The organism is Pandoraea pulmonicola (assembly GCF_000815105.2).
Taxonomy (GTDB): Bacteria; Pseudomonadota; Gammaproteobacteria; order Burkholderiales; family Burkholderiaceae; genus Pandoraea; species Pandoraea pulmonicola.
The window spans coordinates 5,803,648-5,824,353 of the sequence record NZ_CP010310.2 but is presented as its reverse complement, the minus strand read 5'-3'; the positions used below and the strand labels follow the sequence as shown (position 1 = coordinate 5,824,353).

The 20,706-nt window shown below is 64.7% G+C and carries 14 protein-coding genes; 7 read left to right on the top strand and 7 right to left on the bottom strand.

What is annotated here, in order from left to right; genetic code table 11:
* Positions 1 to 293: 293 nt before the first annotated feature.
* On the bottom strand, positions 294 to 755 hold the full coding sequence (locus tag RO07_RS25225; protein ID WP_039406858.1) for an Lrp/AsnC family transcriptional regulator: 462 nt from the start codon (positions 753 to 755) through the stop codon (positions 294 to 296).
* Positions 756 to 984: 229 nt separating this feature from the next.
* Here RO07_RS25225 and RO07_RS25220 point away from each other — a divergent pair, with 229 nt between their 5' ends.
* Together RO07_RS25220 and trpS are read left to right on the top strand one after the other, a co-directional pair.
* Positions 985 to 4,602: an indolepyruvate ferredoxin oxidoreductase family protein gene (locus RO07_RS25220; protein ID WP_115089009.1), complete on the top strand. Its 3,618-nt coding sequence runs from the start codon at positions 985 to 987 to the stop codon at positions 4,600 to 4,602.
* A 276-nt stretch (positions 4,603 to 4,878) separates the two neighbouring features.
* Positions 4,879 to 5,907 (top strand): tryptophan--tRNA ligase, encoded by a 1,029-nt coding sequence (gene trpS / locus RO07_RS25215; protein ID WP_039406855.1) that lies wholly within the window; start codon positions 4,879 to 4,881, stop codon positions 5,905 to 5,907.
* Between the two features lie 115 nt (positions 5,908 to 6,022).
* On the opposite strand, the gene RO07_RS25210 is transcribed toward trpS, so the two are convergent.
* The 5 genes from RO07_RS25210 to RO07_RS25190 all read right to left on the bottom strand — a co-directional run bounded on the left by RO07_RS25210 (position 6,023) and on the right by RO07_RS25190 (position 12,290).
* Complete coding sequence (locus RO07_RS25210; protein ID WP_039406852.1) at positions 6,023 to 7,255, bottom strand: metal-dependent hydrolase family protein; 1,233 nt, start codon at positions 7,253 to 7,255, stop codon at positions 6,023 to 6,025.
* Between the two features lie 65 nt (positions 7,256 to 7,320).
* Positions 7,321 to 8,601 carry an MFS transporter gene (locus RO07_RS25205; protein ID WP_039406849.1) on the bottom strand — a complete coding sequence of 427 codons (1,281 nt, stop codon included), beginning with the start codon at positions 8,599 to 8,601 and terminating at the stop codon, positions 7,321 to 7,323.
* A gap of 214 nt (positions 8,602 to 8,815) precedes the next feature.
* The gene (locus RO07_RS25200) at positions 8,816 to 9,718 is read right to left on the bottom strand and encodes a LysR substrate-binding domain-containing protein (protein WP_039406847.1); all 903 of its coding nucleotides are present in this window, start codon (positions 9,716 to 9,718) and stop codon (positions 8,816 to 8,818) included.
* 37 nt (positions 9,719 to 9,755) lie between these two features.
* Complete coding sequence (gene fumC, locus RO07_RS25195; protein ID WP_039406845.1) at positions 9,756 to 11,132, bottom strand: class II fumarate hydratase; 1,377 nt, start codon at positions 11,130 to 11,132, stop codon at positions 9,756 to 9,758.
* Positions 11,133 to 11,414: 282 nt separating this feature from the next.
* A complete protein-coding gene (locus tag RO07_RS25190; RefSeq protein WP_039406843.1) occupies positions 11,415 to 12,290 on the bottom strand; it encodes a LysR family transcriptional regulator in 876 nt (291 codons plus the stop codon).
* A gap of 263 nt (positions 12,291 to 12,553) precedes the next feature.
* Between RO07_RS25190 and RO07_RS25185 the strand changes: the two genes are divergently transcribed.
* Together RO07_RS25185 and RO07_RS25180 are read left to right on the top strand one after the other, a co-directional pair.
* A complete protein-coding gene (locus RO07_RS25185; protein WP_039406842.1) occupies positions 12,554 to 14,062 on the top strand; it encodes a CoA-acylating methylmalonate-semialdehyde dehydrogenase in 1,509 nt (502 codons plus the stop codon).
* Between the two features lie 172 nt (positions 14,063 to 14,234).
* Entirely contained in the window at positions 14,235 to 15,866 is a 1,632-nt protein-coding gene (locus RO07_RS25180) for a GMC family oxidoreductase (protein ID WP_039406840.1), read from the top strand.
* A 94-nt stretch (positions 15,867 to 15,960) separates the two neighbouring features.
* Here the strand turns inward: RO07_RS25180 and RO07_RS25175 are convergent, their stop codons facing one another.
* Positions 15,961 to 17,187 (bottom strand): MFS transporter, encoded by a 1,227-nt coding sequence (locus RO07_RS25175; RefSeq protein ID WP_084072801.1) that lies wholly within the window; start codon positions 17,185 to 17,187, stop codon positions 15,961 to 15,963.
* Positions 17,188 to 17,808: 621 nt separating this feature from the next.
* On the opposite strand from RO07_RS25175, the gene RO07_RS25170 reads away from it, so the two are divergent.
* The 3 genes from RO07_RS25170 (at position 17,809) to RO07_RS25160 (ending at position 20,640) form a co-directional block, all read left to right on the top strand.
* On the top strand, positions 17,809 to 18,588 hold the full coding sequence (locus RO07_RS25170) for an ABC transporter ATP-binding protein (protein ID WP_039406839.1): 780 nt from the start codon (positions 17,809 to 17,811) through the stop codon (positions 18,586 to 18,588).
* An 8-nt stretch (positions 18,589 to 18,596) separates the two neighbouring features.
* Entirely contained in the window at positions 18,597 to 19,370 is a 774-nt protein-coding gene (locus RO07_RS25165) for an ABC transporter ATP-binding protein (RefSeq protein ID WP_039406838.1), read from the top strand.
* Between the two features lie 76 nt (positions 19,371 to 19,446).
* Complete coding sequence (locus RO07_RS25160; protein WP_039413654.1) at positions 19,447 to 20,640, top strand: ABC transporter substrate-binding protein; 1,194 nt, start codon at positions 19,447 to 19,449, stop codon at positions 20,638 to 20,640.
* The last annotated feature ends 66 nt before the right edge of the window (positions 20,641 to 20,706 follow it).

Below are 20,706 nucleotides of genomic sequence, written 5' to 3'. Positions count from 1 at the left end.
CCGTTGCTGGCTGGCAAGCGCTCGTGGCAATCGCGGTGTGCATCCGTCGGGGAAGAGACGGATGCGCACGCGGGCAGGCGCGGCTGGCGAAATATCTCGTGCCACGCGGCCTTACCGGACTCCGGAAATCGGCCTTGGGACGACGAACTCGAATTGATATTAAATGAGAATCATTTGCATTTTTAAGCGAAAAAGAAACGGACGTCAAGCGGCAATTCGGTATGTCGTCAACGTCTGGGAATGCGCGCGGGGGAGGTTGGAGGGTGGGGGAAGCGCGGATGAAAGGAGGCCGCTCAGATCGGCAGACTCGTATCGAACTTGATTTCGCGCAGCACCACGCTGGTCTTCACGTTGGACACGGCGGGCAGGCGGAAGATGTGTTCGTGGAGAAAGGCGTCGTACGCCTTGATGTCGGGCGCCACGATCTTGAGGATGTAGTCGGCCTCGCCCGTCGTGCTGTAGCACTCGGTGACTTCCGGGCAACTGCGGATTTCGCGCTCGAACTGTTCCGTGCCGCCTTCCGTGTGGCGGGTGAGCTGCACATGCGCCAGCGCGCATACGTGCAGGCCGAGCTTTTCGCGGTCGAGCAGCACCGTGTAGCGCTGGATTACGCCGCTTTGCTCCATGCCCTTGATCCGGCGCCAGCAGGGCGTGGCCGACAGGCCCACGTTATCGGATAGCTCCTGCGCCGAACGCCGCGAGTCGATCTGCAAAAGACGCAGGATCTGGCGCGCAAAGTTATCGAGTAATTCCATTTTTCAAAATCGCATTTTTCGAAATGAACGTTTCTTATTGTGCGCCAAACGGAGTGAAATAGTAAAAATCTTTCTCGTACCTCCCCCTACACTGCTTCCATGCAGACGCGTGCCCGCGCTATGGGACACGGCGTCCAGACGAACAGAACAGGTGTCCCCGAAGCCTGGCTGGTGCGCCGCTCTCCCGAGATGGCGGACCGCGGCGGTGGTGGGGATCAGGAGATACACGATGAATGCCCCCATGCGCGCCGCGCTCGCGACGCCGACGGCCAACCCCCTGGCCCATCCCGACTACCAGCTCTCCGACGCACTTACCGCGCGCCATGGCCAGATCTTTCTGACCGGCACGCAGGCGCTCGTGCGCATCCTCCTGATGCAGCACCAGCTAGACGCCGCGCGCGGCCTGAACACGGCTGGCTTCATCAGCGGCTACCGCGGCTCGCCGCTGGGCGGCGTGGACCAGCAGTTGTGGAAGGCGAAGAAGCTGCTCGATGCGGCGAACGTCAAGTTCCTGCCCGCGATCAACGAGGAACTGGGCGGCACGGCCGTCATGGGCACGCAGCGCGTGGAGGCCGATCCCGAGCGCACCGTCGAAGGCGTGTTCGGCATGTGGTACGGCAAGGGCCCGGGGGTGGACCGCGCGGGCGACGCGCTCAAGCATGGCAACGCCTACGGTGCGTCGCGCCACGGCGGCGTGCTCGTGGTGGCCGGTGACGACCACGGTTGCGTGTCGTCGTCGATGCCGCACCAGAGCGACTTCACGATGATGTCGTGGAGCATGCCGGTGCTTAACCCGGCGGATATCGGCGAACTCGTCGAATTCGGCCTGTACGGCTACGCGCTCTCGCGTTTCTCGGGCGCCTGGGCCGGTCTCAAGGCGATTTCGGAGACGGTCGAGTCGCGCGGCACCGTCGACCTCGACAAGATCCGCACCGACTGGGCCGAGCCGCTCGACTACGTCGCACCGGAAGGCGGTCTGCACAACCGCTGGCCCGACCTGCCGAGCCTCGCGCTGGAAGCCCGCCTGACGGCCAAGCTCGACGCCGTGCGCGCCTTCTCGCGCGTGAACAGCATCGACAAGTGGATCGCGCCGGCCCCCGAGGCGGACATCGGCATCGTGACCTGCGGCAAGGCCCATCTGGATCTGATGGAGACGCTGCGTCGCCTGGACATCACCGTCGACGATCTCGCCGCCGCCGGCGTGCGCATCTACAAGGTCGGTCTGTCGTTCCCGCTGGACATGACGCGTCTGGACGCCTTTGTGAGCGGCCTCAAGGAAATCCTCGTCATCGAGGAGAAGGGCCCGGTCGTCGAGCAACAGATCAAGCAGTCCCTCTACAACCGCACGACGGGCACGCGCCCGATCGTGCTCGGCAAGACCGACGCCGATGGCCGTGCGCTGCTCTCGGCGCTGGGCGAACTGCGTCCCTCGCGCGTGCTGCCCGTCTTCGCCGAGTGGCTCGCGAAGCATCGCCCGGCGCTTGATCGTCGCGAGCGCGTGGTCGATTTGGTGGCACACGAGATCCTGTCGAACGAAGCCGATGGCGTGCGTCGCGTGCCGTACTTCTGCTCGGGCTGCCCGCACAACACGTCGACGAAGGTGCCCGAGGGCTCCATCGCGCAAGCCGGTATCGGCTGCCACTTCATGGCGTCGTGGATGGACCGCGACACCACCGGCCTGATCCAGATGGGCGGAGAGGGCGTGGACTGGGCGGCGCATTCGCACTTCACCAAGCGCCCGCACGTCTTCCAGAACCTGGGCGACGGCACGTACTTCCACTCGGGCCTGCTTGCGATTCGTCAGGCGGTGGCGTCCAGGGCGAACATCACCTACAAGATCCTGTACAACGACGCGGTCGCGATGACCGGCGGCCAGCCCGTGGACGGCTCGATCTCGGTGCCGCAGATCGCGCGCCAGGTCGAAGCCGAAGGCATCGCCAAACTCGTCGTGGTGAGCGACGAGCCGGAGAAGTACATCGGCCATGAAGGCCAGTTCCCGAAGGGCACTACGTTCCACCACCGCAGCGAGCTCGACGCCGTGCAGCGCGAATTGCGCGAGATCCCCGGCGCGACCGTGCTGATCTACGACCAGACGTGCGCGGCCGAGAAGCGTCGCCGTCGCAAGAAAAACGAATTCCCGAACCCGGATCGCCGTCTGTTCATCAACGAAGCCGTCTGCGAAGGCTGCGGCGATTGCGGCGTGGCGTCGAACTGCCTGTCGGTCGAGCCGGTGGAAACCGCGCTGGGACGCAAGCGTCGCATCGATCAATCGTCGTGCAACAAGGACTTCTCCTGCGTGAACGGTTTCTGCCCGAGCTTCGTCTCGGTCAAGGGCGCACAGTTGAAGAGGGCACTGGCCGCGGCGTTCGATCAAGCGGCTTTCGAAGCGCGGCTGAACGCACTGCCGCAACCAACGGCGCTCGCCGGCAACGCACCGTTCGACATCATGGTCACCGGCGTGGGCGGCACGGGCGTGGTGACGATCGGCGCCCTGATCACGATGGCGGCGCACCTCGAAGGCAAGAGCGCCTCGGTGCTCGACTTCATGGGCTTCGCGCAGAAGGGCGGCGCCGTGCTTTCGTTCGTGCGCTTCGCCAACACGCCGCAGGCGCTCAATCAGGTGCGCATCGACACGCAGCAGGCCGACGTGCTGCTTGCCTGCGACATGGTCGTGGGCGCGAGCGCCGATGCGCTGCAGACTGTGCGGCGCGATCGCACGCGCGTGATCGTCAACACGCATGCGATTCCGAACGCCTCGTTCGTCCAGAATCCGGATGCCAGCCTGCATGGCGATGCGCTGCTCGCGAAGATGCGTCACGCCGCCGGCAGCGACAAACTCGATACGTGCGACGCGCAGGCGCTCGCGCAGCGCTTCCTCGGCGACACGATGGGCGCGAACATCATCATGCTCGGCTTCGCATGGCAACTGGGGCTGGTGCCGGTCTCGCTGCAGGCGCTGCAACGCGCCATCGAGCTGAACAACGTGGCCGTGCCGATGAACCAGCTCGCGCTGGCGATCGGACGACTGGCCGCCGGCGATCCGGCCGCCCTGACGGAGACGACCGCCAAGGCCGTGCACGCCCCCGCGCATGCGCCGGTGGCCGACGAAATGACGCTCGACGCACTCGTCGCGCATCGCGTGGATCTGCTCGCGCAGTACCAGAACGCGGCGTATGCCGCGCAGTTCACCGCGTTCGTCAAGCAGGTCTCGGATGCCGAGGCCCGCGTGGCCGGTGCGCCGGGGCGCCTCACGCGCGTCGTTGCGCAGCAGCTCTCGCGCCTGATGGCCTACAAGGACGAGTACGAAGTCGCGCGGCTGTATGCGCAAACGGCCTTCGCCGACGCGCTGGGCGAGACCTTCGAAGGCAAGCCGGGCCGTGACTTCCGTCTCGAATTCCACATGGCGCCGCCGCTCATCGCGCGCGGCAAGGACGGTGCGCCGCCGAAGAAGGTCACCATCGGCCCGTGGCTGTGGCCGGTGCTGCGCGGCATGGCGAAGCTGCGCGGTCTGCGTGGCGGCGCGCTCGACGTCTTCGGCTACACGCTGGAGCGTCGCATGGAGCGCCAGTTGATCGCCGACTACCGCGCGACGCTCGAGCGCGCACTGGCGGTGCTCAACGAGCAAACGCTCGAGGACGTCATCGCACTCGCGCAGACGCCGGCGAAGATCCGCGGCTACGGTCACGTGAAGCTGGCGAACCTGGCGATGGCCAAGCGCGTCGAAGCGACGATCGCGGGCCGCCTGGGGGTGACGCCCGCCACGGGCGAAGCCGTCGAGCAGGCTCTGGCGCATGCACGCGCGGGCGGCAAGTCGCTCAAGGGCATTCCGGTGGTGACGGCACGCTGAGCGTCGCAGGACCCTGCGCGACAGACGACTCGCGCCAACGCGTGATGTCAGTGAGAACGGGAGCTTCGGCTCCCGTTTTTTCATGCACCGTCACCGCGCCAACGCGCATGTGCTGCCAGGAACGCGAGCGCGTTTCTGTACCGGCATCGGGCCGACGCGCTACCATTCGTAGGTTGCGGTAGACGCGTTGGGGCGGACTTAGGGCTGACAGCGGTGTGGCGATGGCCGCGCGTGCAGCCGCGGGACGCCCCTAAATGCTTGATTAGGGAGAGGAAAATGAGTGTTTCGAAGGCACCTGGGGATCGCAAGGTGATCCTCACGGGCGATCGCCCGACGGGCCCGCTGCATCTGGGCCACTATGTCGGCAGTCTGAAGAACCGCGTGGCGTATCAGCACGAGTACAAGCAGTTCGTTCTGGTCGCCGACGCGCAGGCACTGACCGACAACACGGATGATCGCGGCAAGGTGCACCGCAACGTTTCCGAAGTGGCGCTGGACTATCTGGCGGTCGGCATCGACCCGGACGTCACGACGATCTGCGTGCAGACGTGGCTGCCCGAGCTGACCGAACTCACGTTCTACTACCTGAACCTCGTGACGGTGGCGCGCCTGGAGCGCAACCCGACCGTCAAGCAGGAAATCGGTCTGCGCAATTTCGAGCGCGACATTCCGGCGGGCTTTCTCACGTATCCGGTCAGCCAGGCCGCGGACATCACGGCGTTTCGCGCCACGCTGGTGCCGGTCGGCGAAGACCAGTTGCCGATGATCGAGCAGACGAACGAGATCGTGCGTCGTCTGAACCGTCTCGCCGATCGCGAGATCCTCGTCGAGACGAAGGCGCTCGTGCCGCCGATCGGCCGTCTGCCGGGCATCGACGGCAAGGCCAAGATGAGCAAGTCGCTGGGCAATGTGATCAACATCTCCTCCACGCCGGACGAGATCCGCGCCGCCGTGAAGAAGTGCTACACCGATCCGCTGCATCTGAAGGTGGAAGATCCCGGACATCTGGAAGGCAACGTGGCGTTTGCCTATCTCGATGCGTTCGACGAGGACAAGGAAGGCTTGCAGGCGCTCAAGGATCACTACGTGCGCGGCGGGCTGGCGGATTCCAAGGTGAAGGCGCGCCTGGAAGAACGCCTGCAGGAGATGCTGCGTCCGATGCGCGAGCGTCGCGAGCAGTACGCGAAGGATCCCGAGTACGTGTGGAACATGCTGCGCGCCGGCACGGAGCGCGCTCGCGAAACGGTCTCGCAGACGCTCGACGACGTGCGCTCGGTGTTCGTCACGCCCGGCTGGAAGAAGTGAGGCAGTCGCCCGGCGTGTCACGCGCCGGGCAGAACGTCAGACGGCAAAAAGGCAGTCCGCACGACATCGGCGGACTGCCTTTTTCGTTGATCGGCGATGGCTGCGACAGCTGCGATTATTGCGGCTGCTTGGCGATCCTGCCGTCCTTGAAGACCCAGCGGATGCCTTCGCCCTGGCCCGTCAGCACGTCGATCGATTCGAGTGGGTTGCCGTCGACAACCAGCACGTCGGCGATCGCGCCCGGCGCGATCACGCCCAGTTCGCCCACGCGGTTGAGGATCTCCGCACCGATCACGGTGGCCGAGCGCAGCGTGTCGGCGGCGCCAAGCACATCGGCGCGAATGGTGAGTTCGTCGGACTGGTACTTGTGCATGTCGCCGAGCAGATCCGAGCCGAAGCCCATCTTCACGCCGGCGTCGCGATAGATGGCGAGCGACTCGCGCCCGGCGCGCTGCACGCTTTCGACCTTCGCCACCGACTCTGGCGGCAGGCCCAGCGATGCGCCGTCCTTCGCCAGCGCGTCGTAGGTGACGAGCGTCGGCACGACATACGCACCTTTCTCGGCCATCAGCCGGGCCGTTTCGGCGTCGCACAGATTGCCGTGTTCGATGGTGCGCACACCGCAGCGCACGGCGCGTGCGATCGCCTTCGGCGTATAGGCGTGGGCCATCACATAAGTCTGTGCCGCTTGCGCTTCGGCGACCGCCGCGCGGATCTCGTCTTCCGAATACTGCGTGTTGGCGATCGGGTCGACGGGCGAGGCGACACCGCCCGACGCCATCAGCTTGATCTGCGTTGCGCCCTTCTGAATTTCCTCGCGTACGGCAAGGCGGATCGGGTCGACGCCGTCGACCACGCGGCCGATGGCGCCGGCACGAAACGCGCACGAGCACGGCTCCAGCGTGTCGCCGCGCGGACGGAAGTCGCCGTGGCCGCCGGTCTGCGAGAGCGCCTTGCCCGAGGGGAAGATGCGCGGGCCCGGGATCACGCCTTGTTCGATCGCCTGTTGCAGCGCCCAGTCGGCGCCGCCCGCGTCGCGCACCGTGGTGAAGCCGCGATTGAGCATGCCCTGCATGATCGGCAGCGACTTGAGCACCGTGAGCACGTTGGGCTGGCTGGCGTTGGTGCCGAGGTTCGGATGCGAGGCGAGCACGTGCACGTGGCAGTCGATCATGCCGGGCATGACGGTCTTGCCGGTGACGTCGATCACCGTGGCGCCGTCGATGTCGAGCGGCGTGGCGCTCACGGCCGAGATGCGGTTGCCGTCGATGGCGACATCGTGACGCTCGAGCAAGCGGCCGGCGGCGGCATCGAGCACGTTGCCGCCGCGAAGCAGAGTAACGGACATGGGGGATTTCCTTGAAAAAATGCACAAGGCGCGCCGGACCGGGCGCGCCTTGTCCTTGGGGGGACTCAGGCCTTGGGCAGCGGCTTCACGAAACGTGTGCCGACGAGGCTGATGGCGGCGGCGATGATCACGTAGATCGCCGGCGCCATGTTGCTGCCGGTGCGGGCGATCAGCCACGTGATGATGAGCGCGGCGAATCCGCCGAAGATCGTGACCGCGAAGTTGTACGCGACCGACAGCCCCGTCGAGAGCACCTTCGCCGGGAACAGCTCCGAGAAGGCGGCGAGGATCGGGCCGGTGTAGCAGGCGATGAGCGCGCCGAACACGATCTGGAACGCGAGCAGCGACGGCAGACCGGGCGCCACGTTCAGATACGTGAACATCGGCCAGGCAAGCAGCAGGATCAGCAGTGCCGAGCCCGACAGGAACGGGCGGCGGCCGTAGCGATCCGCCAGACGTCCCACGACCGGCGCGAACACCAGGATCATCGCGCCGCCGACCATGCCGGCGGTGAAGCCGTTCGAGGCGGGCAGATGGAGCACGCGCTGGGCGTACGTCGGCATGTAGAACAGCAGCACGTAGGTGCAGATGGTCCACAGCACGACCATGGAAAAGCTCGCGAGCGTCTCGCGCGGGTACTGCGAGAAGACGTCGCGCAGCGGCGTGTCCGACTTCTCGGCGTGCTGGAACGTCGGCGTCTCGTCGATCTTGTTGCGGATGTAGAAGCCGACCGGGCCGATCAGCATGCCGACGATGAACGGCACGCGCCAGCCCCACGATTCGAGCGCGGCGCGGTCGAGCTCCGTCGTCACGAACGTGCCCACGGCAGCGCCGAGCAGCACGGCGAAGCCGATGCTCGATTGAATCCATGCCGAGTAATACGCGCGCTGGTTCGCCGGCGCGTATTCGGTCAGGAACGCGGTGGCGCCGCCCATTTCGCCGCCGGCCGAGAAGCCTTGCAGCAAGCGCGCGAGCACGATGATGAGCGGAGCGGCGAGGCCGATCTGATCGTAGGTCGGCGCGAGGCCGATCATGGCGGTGCCGGCGGCCATGAGCAGAATGGTCAGCGAGAGCGCTGCCTTGCGGCCGACGCGATCGGAATAGATGCCGAGCACGATGCCACCGACCGGGCGCATGAAGAAGCCCACGCCGAAGGTCGCCACGGCGAGCAGGAACGAGGACAGCTCGTCGCCCGTGGGGAAGAACTGCTTCGCGATGATGGCCGCGAAGAAGCTGTACACGGTGAAGTCGAACCACTCCAGACCATTGCCGATCACCGTCGCCACGATGGCTTGACGGCGCTGGCGGGCCATATTGTCTTGAGGCACAGCGTAGGTCGCCTGCATCTGGGTCTCCCGGAGGATGATGGCGTCCGTTGCGTGCCTGGAATTCACGTCATGCCGAATACGCCTGCTTTTGTCGAATCACGTCCGCCGAGAGGATCGTCGGACGTGCGCGGATGCATCACAAAATAGGTCAGACAAAATGACAGGCAAAACGATAATTCGTCATGTTGTCATGCGTGCAACGCATGGCAACTTTGCAAGATGCACGTAATCCCTATGATGGGAAACGAGTTTGCGAGTAAATCCAGTTGCGGAAAATTCGCGCCGCGGCATGCTCGTGGCGCTCGGCAGGCCACACGAGATAGTAGCCGCCGCCCAGGCTGGCGCTCGCTTCGCAGGCGCGCACGAGCAGCCCGGCGTCGAGGCAAGGATCGATCATGTGACGCCAGCCCATCACCAGGCCGCCGCCTTCGATGGCCATCTGCACGAGCAACGGGTAGTAGTTGGCGCTGACCATGCGAGGGAATTTGCGCACGCTCACGCCTTGCAGCTCGAACCAGTCGGGCCACGACATCCATTTGCGCTGGCCGTCTTCGATGAAGAGAAGCGTTTCGTCGACGAGATCGGCGGCACTGAGCTTGCGGCCGTCGAGATAGGCGGGCGAGCACACGGGAAAGACTTCCTCGTCGAACAGGCGTCGCCCCGCGAAGTCGGACGGCAGATCGTTGCGCACGTAGTACACGCCGAGGTCGAATTCGGAAGCGGAGAGCGACGTGATGCCGTCCTTCACGATCACGCGGATCTTGATGTCGGGGTGCGCGGCGCGAAAGCGCATGAGTTGCGGCGTCATCCACAGCACGGCCACGCCGGACGAGCACGCCACCGTGAGCTCGAGATCGCCGCGGCGCTTCATCAGGTCGGCGGTCGCTTCGGCGCATTCGCCGAGCAGGCGTTGAATCTGCTCGGCGTAGCGCTGACCCGCCACCGTCAGTCGCAGCGTGCGATGCTCACGCGTAAAGAGCGCGCGCCCGAGAAACTCCTCGAGCTGCGCGATCTGACGGCTCACGGCGCTTTGCGTGAGATTGAGCTCGGCGGCCGCCCGGGTGAAGCTCGCATGCCGCACGGCGGCATCGAACGCGATCAGGCAATGCAGCGGCGGTAGCGGCGAGATGGGCATGCGCGACGACGATCGGACGTTGGCGGTCGGCGCGCGATCAGCGCTTGCCGACCATCTGCTCCGGGCGCACCCAGACGTCGAACTGTTCGGATGTCACGTGACCGAGCGCGAGCGCGGCGGCCTTGAGCGTGGTGCCTTCCTTGTGCGCCTTCTTCGCGATCTGCGCGGCCTTGTCGTAGCCGATGTGCGGGTTGAGCGCGGTCACCAGCATGAGCGACTCTTCGAGCAGCGTGCCGATGCGGGCGCGATTGGGCTCGATACCGATGGCGCAATTGTCGTTGAAGCTCACGGCGCCGTCGGCGAGCATGCGAACGCTTTGCAGGAAGTTGTGGATGAGCATCGGCTTGAACACGTTCAGCTCGAAGTTGCCCATCGAGCCGCCGACGTTGATCGCCACGTCGTTGCCCAGCACCTGGCAGCACAGCATCGTCATGGCTTCGCACTGCGTAGGATTGACCTTGCCCGGCATGATCGAGCTGCCCGGTTCGTTCTCGGGAATCGTCAGCTCGCCGATGCCGCAGCGCGGCCCGCTGGCGAGCCATCGCACGTCGTTGGCGATCTTCATCAGGCTTGCTGCGAGGGTCTTGAGCGCGCCGTGCGCGTTGACGATGGCGTCGTTGGCGGCCAGCGCCTCGAACTTGTTCGGTGCGGTCACGAAAGGCAGCTCGGTGTCTTTCGCGAGCGCGTCGGCGACCTTCTTGGCGAATTCGGGGTGAGCGTTCAGGCCGGTGCCGACGGCGGTGCCGCCGAGGGCGAGTTCGGCCAGATGGGGCAGGGCGCTGTCGACGTGCTTCAGACCGTGATCGAGCTGCGCGACCCAGCCGGAAATTTCCTGGCCGAGCGTGAGCGGCGTGGCGTCCTGTAGGTGTGTGCGGCCGATCTTGACGATGTTGTCGTACGCATTCGCCTTCGCGGCGAGTGTGTCGCGCAGTTGGCCGATGCTCGGCTTGAGGTGTTTGACGAGGGCTTCGAGGGCGGCCACGCTCATGGCCGTCGGGAATACGTCGTTCGACGACTGGCCTTTGTTCACGTCGTCGTTCGGGTGCACGACACGCGCTTCGCCGCGCACGCCGCCGAGCAGTTCGCTGGCACGATTGGCGAGCACTTCGTTCATGTTCATGTTCGACTGCGTGCCCGAGCCGGTCTGCCACACGGCCAGCGGGAATTCGTCGTCGTGCTTGCCGTCGACGACCTCGCCGGCGGCCTGGATGATGGCGTCGGCCTTCTTCGCATCGAGCACGCGCAGGTCCTTGTTGACCAGGGCGGCGGCGCGTTTCACACGCGCGAGCGCTTGCACGAGCTCACGCGGCATCTTCTCGGTGGAAATCTTGAAATTTTGCAGCGAGCGCTGCGTTTGAGCGCCCCACAGACGATCGGCGGGCACCGCAATTTCGCCGAAAGTATCGCGTTCCATTCTTACAGACATGATCGACTCCTCGTAGAGAGACTTGAATAGTAGAGCTTTCGTGACGATCCGGCATGGCAGCGCATTCCGTGGAGTGTCGCTGCATGGGAATGAATTGCGGGGCAGGGACCTTTCGACGCCGAAGGTCTTGGCAGCCTCGGATTATGCGCCGGATTCGTGACCCGGGCGAGTCGTCTGAAGGCGTTGCTGCGGTTGCTCCCCGTTGACGCAGGTGCGATGTATGAATCCGGCGCGGGATGGCGCTCGCGTTCGACGTCGACCGACGACGTGTCAGGCCCAGACCGCCGACACGAGTTGCAGCGCGGCGGCAATGGCCGGTTCGTCGCGCCGCGAGGCCAGCGTGACGAACGTGAGTTCGGTCGGCACGGCGACGCCGTCGGCGATCACGAGACCGTGAGCGCGCGCTTCGCGCAGCGCGATGGAATCTCGCACCAGCGACAGGCCGACGCCCGACTTCACCAGATCGAGCATCGACGGCTCCTGATCCACTTCCGCGACTTTCACCGGCGACACGCCGAGCGTGCCGAAACGCTCCGACAGCAGGCGATGGTGCGCCGACTCGGGTGGCGTCCAGATCCACGGCAGCGCGGCGAGTTCGCGCCAACCACGCCGCGCGACCCGCTCGCGCCAGCCCGCCGGCGCCACCACCTGATACGAGAACGGCGTGAGCGTGATGGCGTGAAAGCGTTCGGGGTCCGGGCTGCCGAGATAGAAACCGACGTCGAGCTCGCCGCGCCCCAGCGCCTGCAGCACGGAGCCGGACATGCCGTGACGCAGCGCCGTTTCGATCTGCGGATACGACTCGACCAGTCGTTTGAGGAACGCGCCGAGGCGGGTGAATTCCGGATCGAGGATGGTGCCGATGCGAAGCCGGCCGCGCACCGTTTCGCGCAGCGCGACGGCAGCCTGCTCGAAGTCGCCGAAGGCGGCGAGCATTCGCTCGGCCAGCGGTAGCAACGCCTGTGCGTCGCGTGTGAGCGTCAGGCCGTGCGCGGTTCGGGTGAAGAGCGTGAGACGCAGCGCTTCCTGCAGCGCCTTGACCTGGAGACTGACGGCGGGCTGCGTGAGGTGCAGACGCTGCGCCGCACGCGTGAGGTTGCCCTCGTGGGCGATCGCGACGAAAGCGCGAAGATGGGCGAGTTCCATACCGTCTGCGTCGATGTGAGGGGGGCAGCGCCATTCCTCGGGAAAGGCAACATAAGAGAATCTTATATTGCTTTTGATAATTTCTCATTGGATTGCGCGCCCATGCCGCAGTACGCTCTGCAATCATCGCGGCGCACAGTGTTGACTCGGGGGCCGGTATTCAAAGCTGGCAATGCATGTGGCGGCCGTGTGCCGAACCCATTCACCATGACAGACATACGGGCCAGAGGGGCCGTGCGACGAGCATTCGGAGAGCAACGAATATGAGTAAGGCTGATGTTACGACGGTGCAGCACTTCATCGGTGGCCGGCTTGTCGCCGGCGAGAGTGACCGGTTTGCCGACGTCTTCAATCCGGCGCAGGGCCGCGTAAGCGCACGCGTGGCGCTGGCGGGCGCGGCGGAGGTGAACGCGGCCGTTGCCGCAGCCAGGGCGGCACTGCCGGCGTGGTCGGAGACGGCGCCGCTCAAGCGCGCCCGCGTGCTCTTTCGCTTCAAGGCATTGCTCGACGAGCATCATGACGCGCTCGCGCGCCTCATCACGCGGGAGCACGGCAAGGTGTTCTCGGACGCGCGCGGTGAAGTCACGCGCGGCATCGAGATCGTGGAATATGCGTGCGGCGCACCGCATCTGCTCATGGGCAAGCACAGCGACAACATTGGCGGCGGCATCGACAACTGGCACTTGCGTCAGCCTGTCGGGGTGTGCGCGGGCATCACGCCGTTCAACTTTCCGGCGATGGTGCCGATGTGGATGTTCCCGATGGCGCTCGCCTGCGGCAACACGTTCGTGCTCAAGCCGTCCGAGCGCGACCCGTCCGCGAGCCTGCTGATTGCCGAGTTGCTGCGCGAGGCAGGGTTGCCGGACGGCGTGTTCAACGTCGTGCAGGGCGACAAGGTGGCGGTCGATGCGCTGCTCGCGCATCCGGACGTCGAAGCATTGTCGTTCGTCGGCTCCACGCCGATCGCCGAGTACATCCATACGGAAGGTACGCGACGTGGCAAGCGCGTGCAGGCGCTTGGCGGCGCGAAGAATCATCTCGTGGTCATGCCGGACGCCGATCTCGACCAGGCGGTCGACGCCTTGATCGGCGCGGCTTACGGATCGGCGGGCGAGCGCTGCATGGCCATATCGGTCGCCGTGGCGGTCGGTCAGGTGGCGGACCGTCTGGTCGATGCGCTGGTGCCGCGCGTGAAGGCATTGCGCGTGGGCTCGGGCGAGGACGATGCCTCGGAGATGGGGCCGGTCGTCACGGGTGCACACAAGGCGAAGATCGAAGGCTATATTGCCGAGGGCGTGCGCGCTGGCGCGAAGCTGTTGGTCGACGGACGAGGCCTGCGGGTGCCGGGACACGAGCAGGGGTTCTTCCTCGGCGGGACGCTGTTCGATCATGTAACGCCTGAAATGACGATCTACCGCGAGGAGATTTTCGGGCCGGTGCTGGCGGTCGTGCGCGTACCCGATCTTGCGTCGGCCATTTCGCTCGTCAACGCGCACGAGTATGGCAACGGCGTGTCGTGTTTCACGAGCGACGGCGGGGTGGCGCGAGCCTTCTCGCGTCAGGTGAAGATCGGCATGGTCGGCATCAACGTGCCGATCCCGGTGCCGATGGCATGGCAGTCGTTCGGCGGCTGGAAGCGTTCGCTGTTCGGCGATCATCATGCATACGGCGAAGAGGGGATACGTTTCTACACGCGTTTCAAGAGCGTGATGCAGCGTTGGCCGGACAGCATTGCCAAGGGCGCGGAATTCACCATGCCGGTGGCGAAGTAAGCGAAGCTGCCGGTCGAGGGAGAACAAGAGAAGCAGGCGAGCACGCCGCGGCCTTGCGCCTGACGACAAAGTGAACCCGGGGCAGGGGGCGACAGTCCACCTCACTCGGGTGCCGCACCGGTGCGAGCACTGCACCTGGCGAGTGCCGCGCCATCGACGGAGACATGCGGGAATGACCAAGCAGGCAGCAAAGCAGGAGAGCTTCGACTACATCATCGTGGGGGCCGGTTCGGCCGGCTGTGTGCTGGCCAACCGGCTCACGCAGGACCCCGACGTCAACGTGCTGCTGCTCGAGGCGGGCGGCAAGGACGACTATCACTGGATTCACATCCCCGTCGGCTATCTGTACTGCATCGGCAATCCACGCACCGACTGGCTGTATCGCACGCAGGCGGAGGACGGTCTCAACGGGCGCTCGCTGGCGTATCCGCGCGGGCGGGTGCTGGGGGGCAGCTCGTCGATCAACGGCATGATCTACATGCGCGGTCAGCGCGAGGATTACGACGTGTGGGCCGAGGTGGCCGGCGACGACAGCTGGCGCTGGGACAACGTGCTGCCGCTTTTCAAGCGCAGCGAGGATCACTACAAGGGTGGCACGGAATTTCACGGCAGCGGCGGCGAGTGGCGCGTCGAGAAACAGCGCCTGTCGTGGCGCGTGCTCGATTCGTTCGCCGATGCCGCCGAGCAGATCGGCATTCCGAAGACGGACGACTTCAATCGCGGCGACAACTTCGGCATCGGCTATTTCGAAGTGAATCAGCGGCGTGGGGTGCGCTGGAGTGCGGCGAAAGGGTTCTTGCGCCCGGCCATGCAGCGGCCGAACCTGACGACCGTCACGGGGGCGAGCGTGAGCCGTCTCCTGTTCGAGGGGACGCGTTGCATCGGCGTGGCGTATCGCGGCGGGAATGAGGATTTCACGGCGCTAGCGCGGGCGGAGGTGATTCTCGCGGCGGGCGCGGTGAACTCGCCGCATTTGCTGGAGGTGTCGGGGATCGGCGACGGCGAACGGTTGCGCGGATTGGGGATCGACGTCGTGTCGGATTTGCCGGGCGTGGGCGAGAACCTGCAGGATCATCTGCAGTTGCGTACGGTGTACAAACTGCGCGGTGCGAAGACGCTGAACTTGAGCGCCAACAGTCTGGTGGGCAAGCTGATGATCGGGATGCAGTATGCGTTCGCGCAACGCGGGCCGATGAGCATGGCGCCGTCGCAGATGGGGGCGTTCGCGCGCAGCCGCGACGACGTGGCGCGGCCCGATCTCGAATATCACGTGCAGCCGCTGTCGCTCGATCGGTTTGGCGAGCCGCTGCACAAATTCAATGCGTTCACGGCGTCGGTGTGCAATTTGCGACCGACGTCGCGCGGCAGTGTGCATCTGACGTCGCCGGACGTGCGCGTGGCGCCGGCGATTGCGCCGCGTTATCTGTCGACGGAAGACGATCGGCGGGTCGCGGCGGATGCGATCAAGCTCACGCGTCGCATCGTGGGCGCGCCGGCGTTCGCGCGCTACGAGCCGCGCGAGTATTTGCCGGGGCCGTCGTACCAGAGCGACGAAGAACTGATGCGAGCGGCGGGCGACATCGGCACGACCATCTTCCACCCGGTCGGCACGTGTCGCATGGGGCGGGCGGACGATCGCGCCGCGGTGGTCGACGCCCAGCTTCGCGTGCGCGGCGTGCAGAACCTGCGCGTGGTCGACGCATCCGTCATGCCGGTGATTACTTCGGGCAACACCAACTCGCCGACGATCATGATTGCCGAGCGGGCGAGCGACATGATTCGGGCGGCGCGTAAGTCAGGGTGACGGGTTGGCGGAATGGGCAGGGACTTTCGGAGAAGGTTGGGAGTATCGGTTTCTTGATAACGCGAGCATTGATAGAGTCGCGCCTCGTCGATACTCATGCCCGACGTTCGGGCTGTCGCGACGGCGAAACCGTGGGGCGTTCGCCTCGACGAATGAAAGTGCAAATTGCCGATGCGCAGAGAAGCAAGGCCGCAAGCGCGAGGAACTTCGACAACGCGACGGTGGAGAGCCCGACGCTAAGGACGCCTGCCATGAAGAAGCGAATGGCGCCGACCGCCGCCGCCGCGGTGCCTGCGTATGACTCGAAGACCTCCATCGCGAGCGTTGCTGCTGCGGGGCGTATGAGTGTTGTCCCCAGCGTTGCCAGCGCCATGGGTGCGATCGCGGTGGCCAGATGATCTCCGAGCCAGACGTAAAGTCCGATCATCGCCATACTCGCCGCCCCCAACAATGCGATGCCCAGTTGGATCTGCCTTCTGACAGTGACTCGCTTGGACATCCGATCCGCGACGAAACCGCCCAGCAGGTAAATGGCGCCATACAGGAGGAGCACGTTGGCGTATTCGTACGGGCTATATCCAAGCGCTTCGACAAATAGGCTCGGTGACAGGATGACGAAGGCGAAGTGACAGGCAAAGGCGATGGCACCGAGAAACGTATAGCAGAGAAAAGTTCGATGGGTAGCCAGAGCGAGATAGAGCCGCATGCATTTGGCAAGGCTCATGGTGGGAGCGCGAGCAAGGTCGTTCAGATGCCGTGCCGCATAAATCCAGACGCTGGTGGCAATCGCGGCAAATAACCAGAAACTTGCCTGCCACCCGAAGTGTTCCTCAAGTACGGCGCCAAGAAGCGGTGAGCACGCGATGCAAAGGCCACCGAAGGTGACGTTTACGATTCTGGCGCGGAGCCCGGTGCCCCCCGGAAAGGTATCCTGAATGATCGCCTGAGCGAGCACGAAGCATGAACATCCCAGAGCCTGAAGCAGACGGAATGCCACATGCGATGCGTAAGTCGGCGCCAGCGCGCCGCCGATGGCGCCTATGGATGCAATGACCAATCCCGTGACCAGCACGAGCCTGCGTCCGAAACGGTCGGACAGAGGGCCGACGAAGAGCTGTAGGAGCGAGAAACTCATCGCGAAGTACCCCACGAGCGACGCGACGGAGTCGACACCGGTTTCGTATCGGTTCGCGATAGAGGCGAACGAGGGCAGCATGACATCGAGGGGAAGCGCACTGAGGGCGGTAAGCGCGCTCGTCAGAATGATGGCGGCGGCGGGCGTCATGGGCGGTTCGCCTGGGCGTTTGCCGACGGTGCTCATGGCAACGTTCCGTTACGATTGTCGGGACAGAGCGGCGCCACGCGCCGGATCGGGTTCATCGCCTGTCCAGTACCTTGCGCCCACAAAGAGCCGTGGTTGCTCTCTTTCATGACAGTTTCCTGGTTCAAGGCGAATGGCGCCTCGGCCGAGACCATCCTTTCATGATTCGAGACAACCGGGTTTGAAGAAATTCCGATTTCCGCTTTTCCGGATTCCCAGATTTCTCCCAATGAAACTTACGTAGTAATACCTAATGTCGGTTGCGCAAACGGTTCTCGCGGCGCTGTTAAGGGCCGTCGTCCGTACATTTGCATGTGCCGCAAAAGCCTTGCCCCATAAGGGCTGTGAGCACGCCCGCACGATGTGACCGAACGTTCTCGAACGCGTGCGGGCATGCGCGTTTCGAGGGTTGGGAAGCCTAGTGCAAATCCCAATGATCGCGTTGCAGCAAACCACACACAATAACGTTTCCCTATGTGCGAACGAACCAAGAATTCGGCGCATCACGCGGGACGCGGGGTATTTCGCGGAGGACGTAAACCATAGCGTCGTTCGGCTGCCTCGCGGTTGTCACAGACGATGGTGCCGGGCGCACCGCTAACCAGGAATGTGGCAGGAGACATGGCGAACAACGATTACATCCTCGAAACCCGTGGACTCACGAAAGAGTTCCGCGGCTTCACCGCCGTGAACGGGGTCGACCTGCGCGTCGCGCGCGGCACCATTCATGCACTCATCGGCCCGAACGGCGCGGGCAAGACCACCTGCTTCAACCTGCTCACGAAATTTCTCGTGCCCAGCGCCGGGACGATCTCCTTCAACGGTGAAGACATTACCCGCGAAGCGCCCGCGCAGATCGCGCGACGCGGCATCATCCGCTCGTTCCAGATCTCCGCCGTGTTCCCGCACCTCACCGTGCTCGAGAACGTGCGCATCGGTCTGCAGCGCAACCTGGGCACCGCGTTCCACTTCTGGCGCAGCAGCCGCTCGCTTCGCCAGCTCGACGCCCGCGCGATGGAACTGCTCGCCGAAGTGGGACTCACCGAATTCGCCCATACGCTTACCGTGGAACTGCCGTACGGCCGCAAACGCGCGCTGGAAATCGCCACCACACTTGCTATGGAGCCCGAACTGATGTTGCTCGACGAGCCCACACAAGGCATGGGCCACGAAGACGTCGATCGCGTGACCGCGCTCATCAAGAAAGTGTCGGCGGGTCGCACGATCCTCATGGTCGAGCACAACATGAACGTGATCGCCGGCATCTCCGACACCATCACCGTGCTCCAGCGCGGCGAAGTGCTCGCGGAAGGCCCGTATCACGAAGTCTCGAAGAATCCGCAGGTCATGGAGGCCTACATGGGCACTGCGGACGGCGAACTGCAGGGAGCCCACGGGTGAGGACGTCTATGTACGGTAATGGCAACGGCAGTGGCGCGGGCAAGGGTGGCAGCAACGTGCCGGCACTGGAAGTCGAAGGGCTGCAGGCCTGGTACGGCGAATCGCACATCCTGCATGGGGTGGATCTGACCGTCGGGCGCGGCGAAGTCGTCACGCTGCTCGGACGCAACGGCGCCGGTCGCACCACCACGCTGCGCGCGATCATGGGGCTGACCGGCCAGCGCCAGGGCTCGATTCGCATCGCGGGCGAGGAAACCATTCATCTGCCGACCTACAAGGTCGCGCATCACGGCGTGGGCTACTGCCCGGAAGAGCGAGGCATCTTCGCCAGCCTGTCGTGCGAGGAGAACCTGTTGCTGCCGCCGTACATCGGCATGAGCGGCAATCGTCGCGAGGACGGCGGACGCGGCATGTCGCTCGAAGAGATCTACGACATGTTCCCGAACCTCAAGGAGCGACGTCACAGCCAAGGCACGCGCCTGTCCGGCGGCGAGCAACAGATGCTGGCCGTGGCGCGCATTCTGCGCACGGGCGCGAACCTGCTGCTGCTCGACGAAATCTCCGAAGGCCTCGCGCCGGTGATCGTGCAGACGCTCGCGCGCATGATCACCACGCTCAAGGCGCGTGGCTACACCATCGTGATGGTGGAACAGAATTTCCGTTTTGCGGCCCCGCTTGCCGATCGCTTCTATGTGATGGAGCACGGCAAGATCGTGGAGCGCTTCGGCGCTCCGGAGCTGGAAACGAAGATGCCGGTGCTGCACGAGTTGTTGGGCGTATGAGGTGAGCTACCCGGAGCGCGTCCGTTCCGGGCGATGGACCCAGGCGATCAAATCCACGAAGGAGACGAAGATGACGATGCGGATGAAGGCGTTGGCCGTTGCGGCTGCGTTCGGTTTTGCGGCAATGGCCTCGCAGGCCCATGCCGATGGAAATACGGTGAAGATCGGCTTCATTACCGACATGTCGGGCCTGTACACCGACATCGACGGCCAGGGCGGCGCGGAAGCCATCAAGATGGCCATCGCCGACTTCGGCGGCAAGGTGCTCGGCAAGCCGGTCGAACTGGTGACGGCCGATCACCAGAACAAGGCCGACGTGGCTGCGTCGAAGGCGCGCGAATGGTTCGACCGCGGTGGCGTGGACATGCTCATCGGCGGCACCAACTCGGGCACCGGCCTGGCCATGAACAAGGTTTCCGCCGAGAAGAAGAAGGTCTACATCAACGTGGGCGCCGGCTCCGACGCGCTCACCAACGACCAGTGCCAGCCGTACGGCGTGCACTACGCGTACGATACCGTCGCGCTCGCGCGCGGCACCGGCTCGGCCGTGGTGAAGGCCGGCGGCAAGTCGTGGTTCTTCCTGACGGCCGACTACGCCTTCGGTCACGCGCTCGAGAAGGCCACCGCCGACGTGGTCAAGGCCAACGGCGGCACGGTCAAGGGCCAGGTGCGTCACCCGCTCTCGGCATCGGACTTCTCGTCGTATCTGCTGCAGGCGCAGTCGTCCGGCGCGCAAGTGCTGGGTCTGGCCAACGCCGGCGGCGACACGATCAACGCGATCAAGGCGGCGAAGGAATTCGGCATCAAGGGCAAGATGCAGATCGCCGGTCTGCTCGTGTTCATCAACGACATTCACTCGCTGGGTCTGGACAACACCGAAGGCATGTACCTGACGGACAGCTGGTACTGGGACAAGGACGACAAGACCCGCGCCTTCGCCAAGCGCTACTTCGACAAGATGAAGAAGATGCCGTCGAGCCTGCAGGCCGGCGACTACTCGGCGACGATGACCTACCTGAAGGCCGTGCAGGCCGCGGGCACCACCGACGCCGACAAGGTCATGGAGCAGTTGCACAAGATCAAGATCGACGACATGTTCAGCAAGGGCTACATCCGAAAGGATGGCACGATGGTCCACGACATGTACCTGATGCAGGTCAAGTCGAAGAAGGACTCGAAGTCGCCGTGGGACTACTACAAGGTCGTGGCAACGATCCCGGGTGAGAAGGCCTTCACGACCGAAGCGGAATCGACCTGCAAGCTGAAGTAAGCGTCGCGAGTCTTGACGCAATGCACCGAAAGCGGCGGGGCGTGTGCCCCGTCGCGACCTTTCCCC

Coding starts and splice junctions, on each gene's coding strand:
- RO07_RS25185 (WP_039406842.1), top strand. CDS start 12,554: ATGAGTAAGGCTGATGTTACGACGGTGCAGCACTTCATCGGTGGCCGG.
- RO07_RS25170 (WP_039406839.1), top strand. CDS start 17,809: ATGGCGAACAACGATTACATCCTCGAAACCCGTGGACTCACGAAAGAG.
- RO07_RS25165 (WP_039406838.1), top strand. CDS start 18,597: ATGTACGGTAATGGCAACGGCAGTGGCGCGGGCAAGGGTGGCAGCAAC.
- trpS (WP_039406855.1), top strand. CDS start 4,879: ATGAGTGTTTCGAAGGCACCTGGGGATCGCAAGGTGATCCTCACGGGC.
- RO07_RS25160 (WP_039413654.1), top strand. CDS start 19,447: ATGCGGATGAAGGCGTTGGCCGTTGCGGCTGCGTTCGGTTTTGCGGCA.
- RO07_RS25180 (WP_039406840.1), top strand. CDS start 14,235: ATGACCAAGCAGGCAGCAAAGCAGGAGAGCTTCGACTACATCATCGTG.
- RO07_RS25190 (WP_039406843.1), bottom strand. CDS start 12,290: ATGGAACTCGCCCATCTTCGCGCTTTCGTCGCGATCGCCCACGAGGGC.
- RO07_RS25225 (WP_039406858.1), bottom strand. CDS start 755: ATGGAATTACTCGATAACTTTGCGCGCCAGATCCTGCGTCTTTTGCAG.
- fumC (WP_039406845.1), bottom strand. CDS start 11,132: ATGGAACGCGATACTTTCGGCGAAATTGCGGTGCCCGCCGATCGTCTG.
- RO07_RS25220 (WP_115089009.1), top strand. CDS start 985: ATGAATGCCCCCATGCGCGCCGCGCTCGCGACGCCGACGGCCAACCCC.
- RO07_RS25205 (WP_039406849.1), bottom strand. CDS start 8,601: ATGCAGGCGACCTACGCTGTGCCTCAAGACAATATGGCCCGCCAGCGC.
- RO07_RS25175 (WP_084072801.1), bottom strand. CDS start 17,187: ATGAGCACCGTCGGCAAACGCCCAGGCGAACCGCCCATGACGCCCGCC.
- RO07_RS25200 (WP_039406847.1), bottom strand. CDS start 9,718: ATGCCCATCTCGCCGCTACCGCCGCTGCATTGCCTGATCGCGTTCGAT.
- RO07_RS25210 (WP_039406852.1), bottom strand. CDS start 7,255: ATGTCCGTTACTCTGCTTCGCGGCGGCAACGTGCTCGATGCCGCCGCC.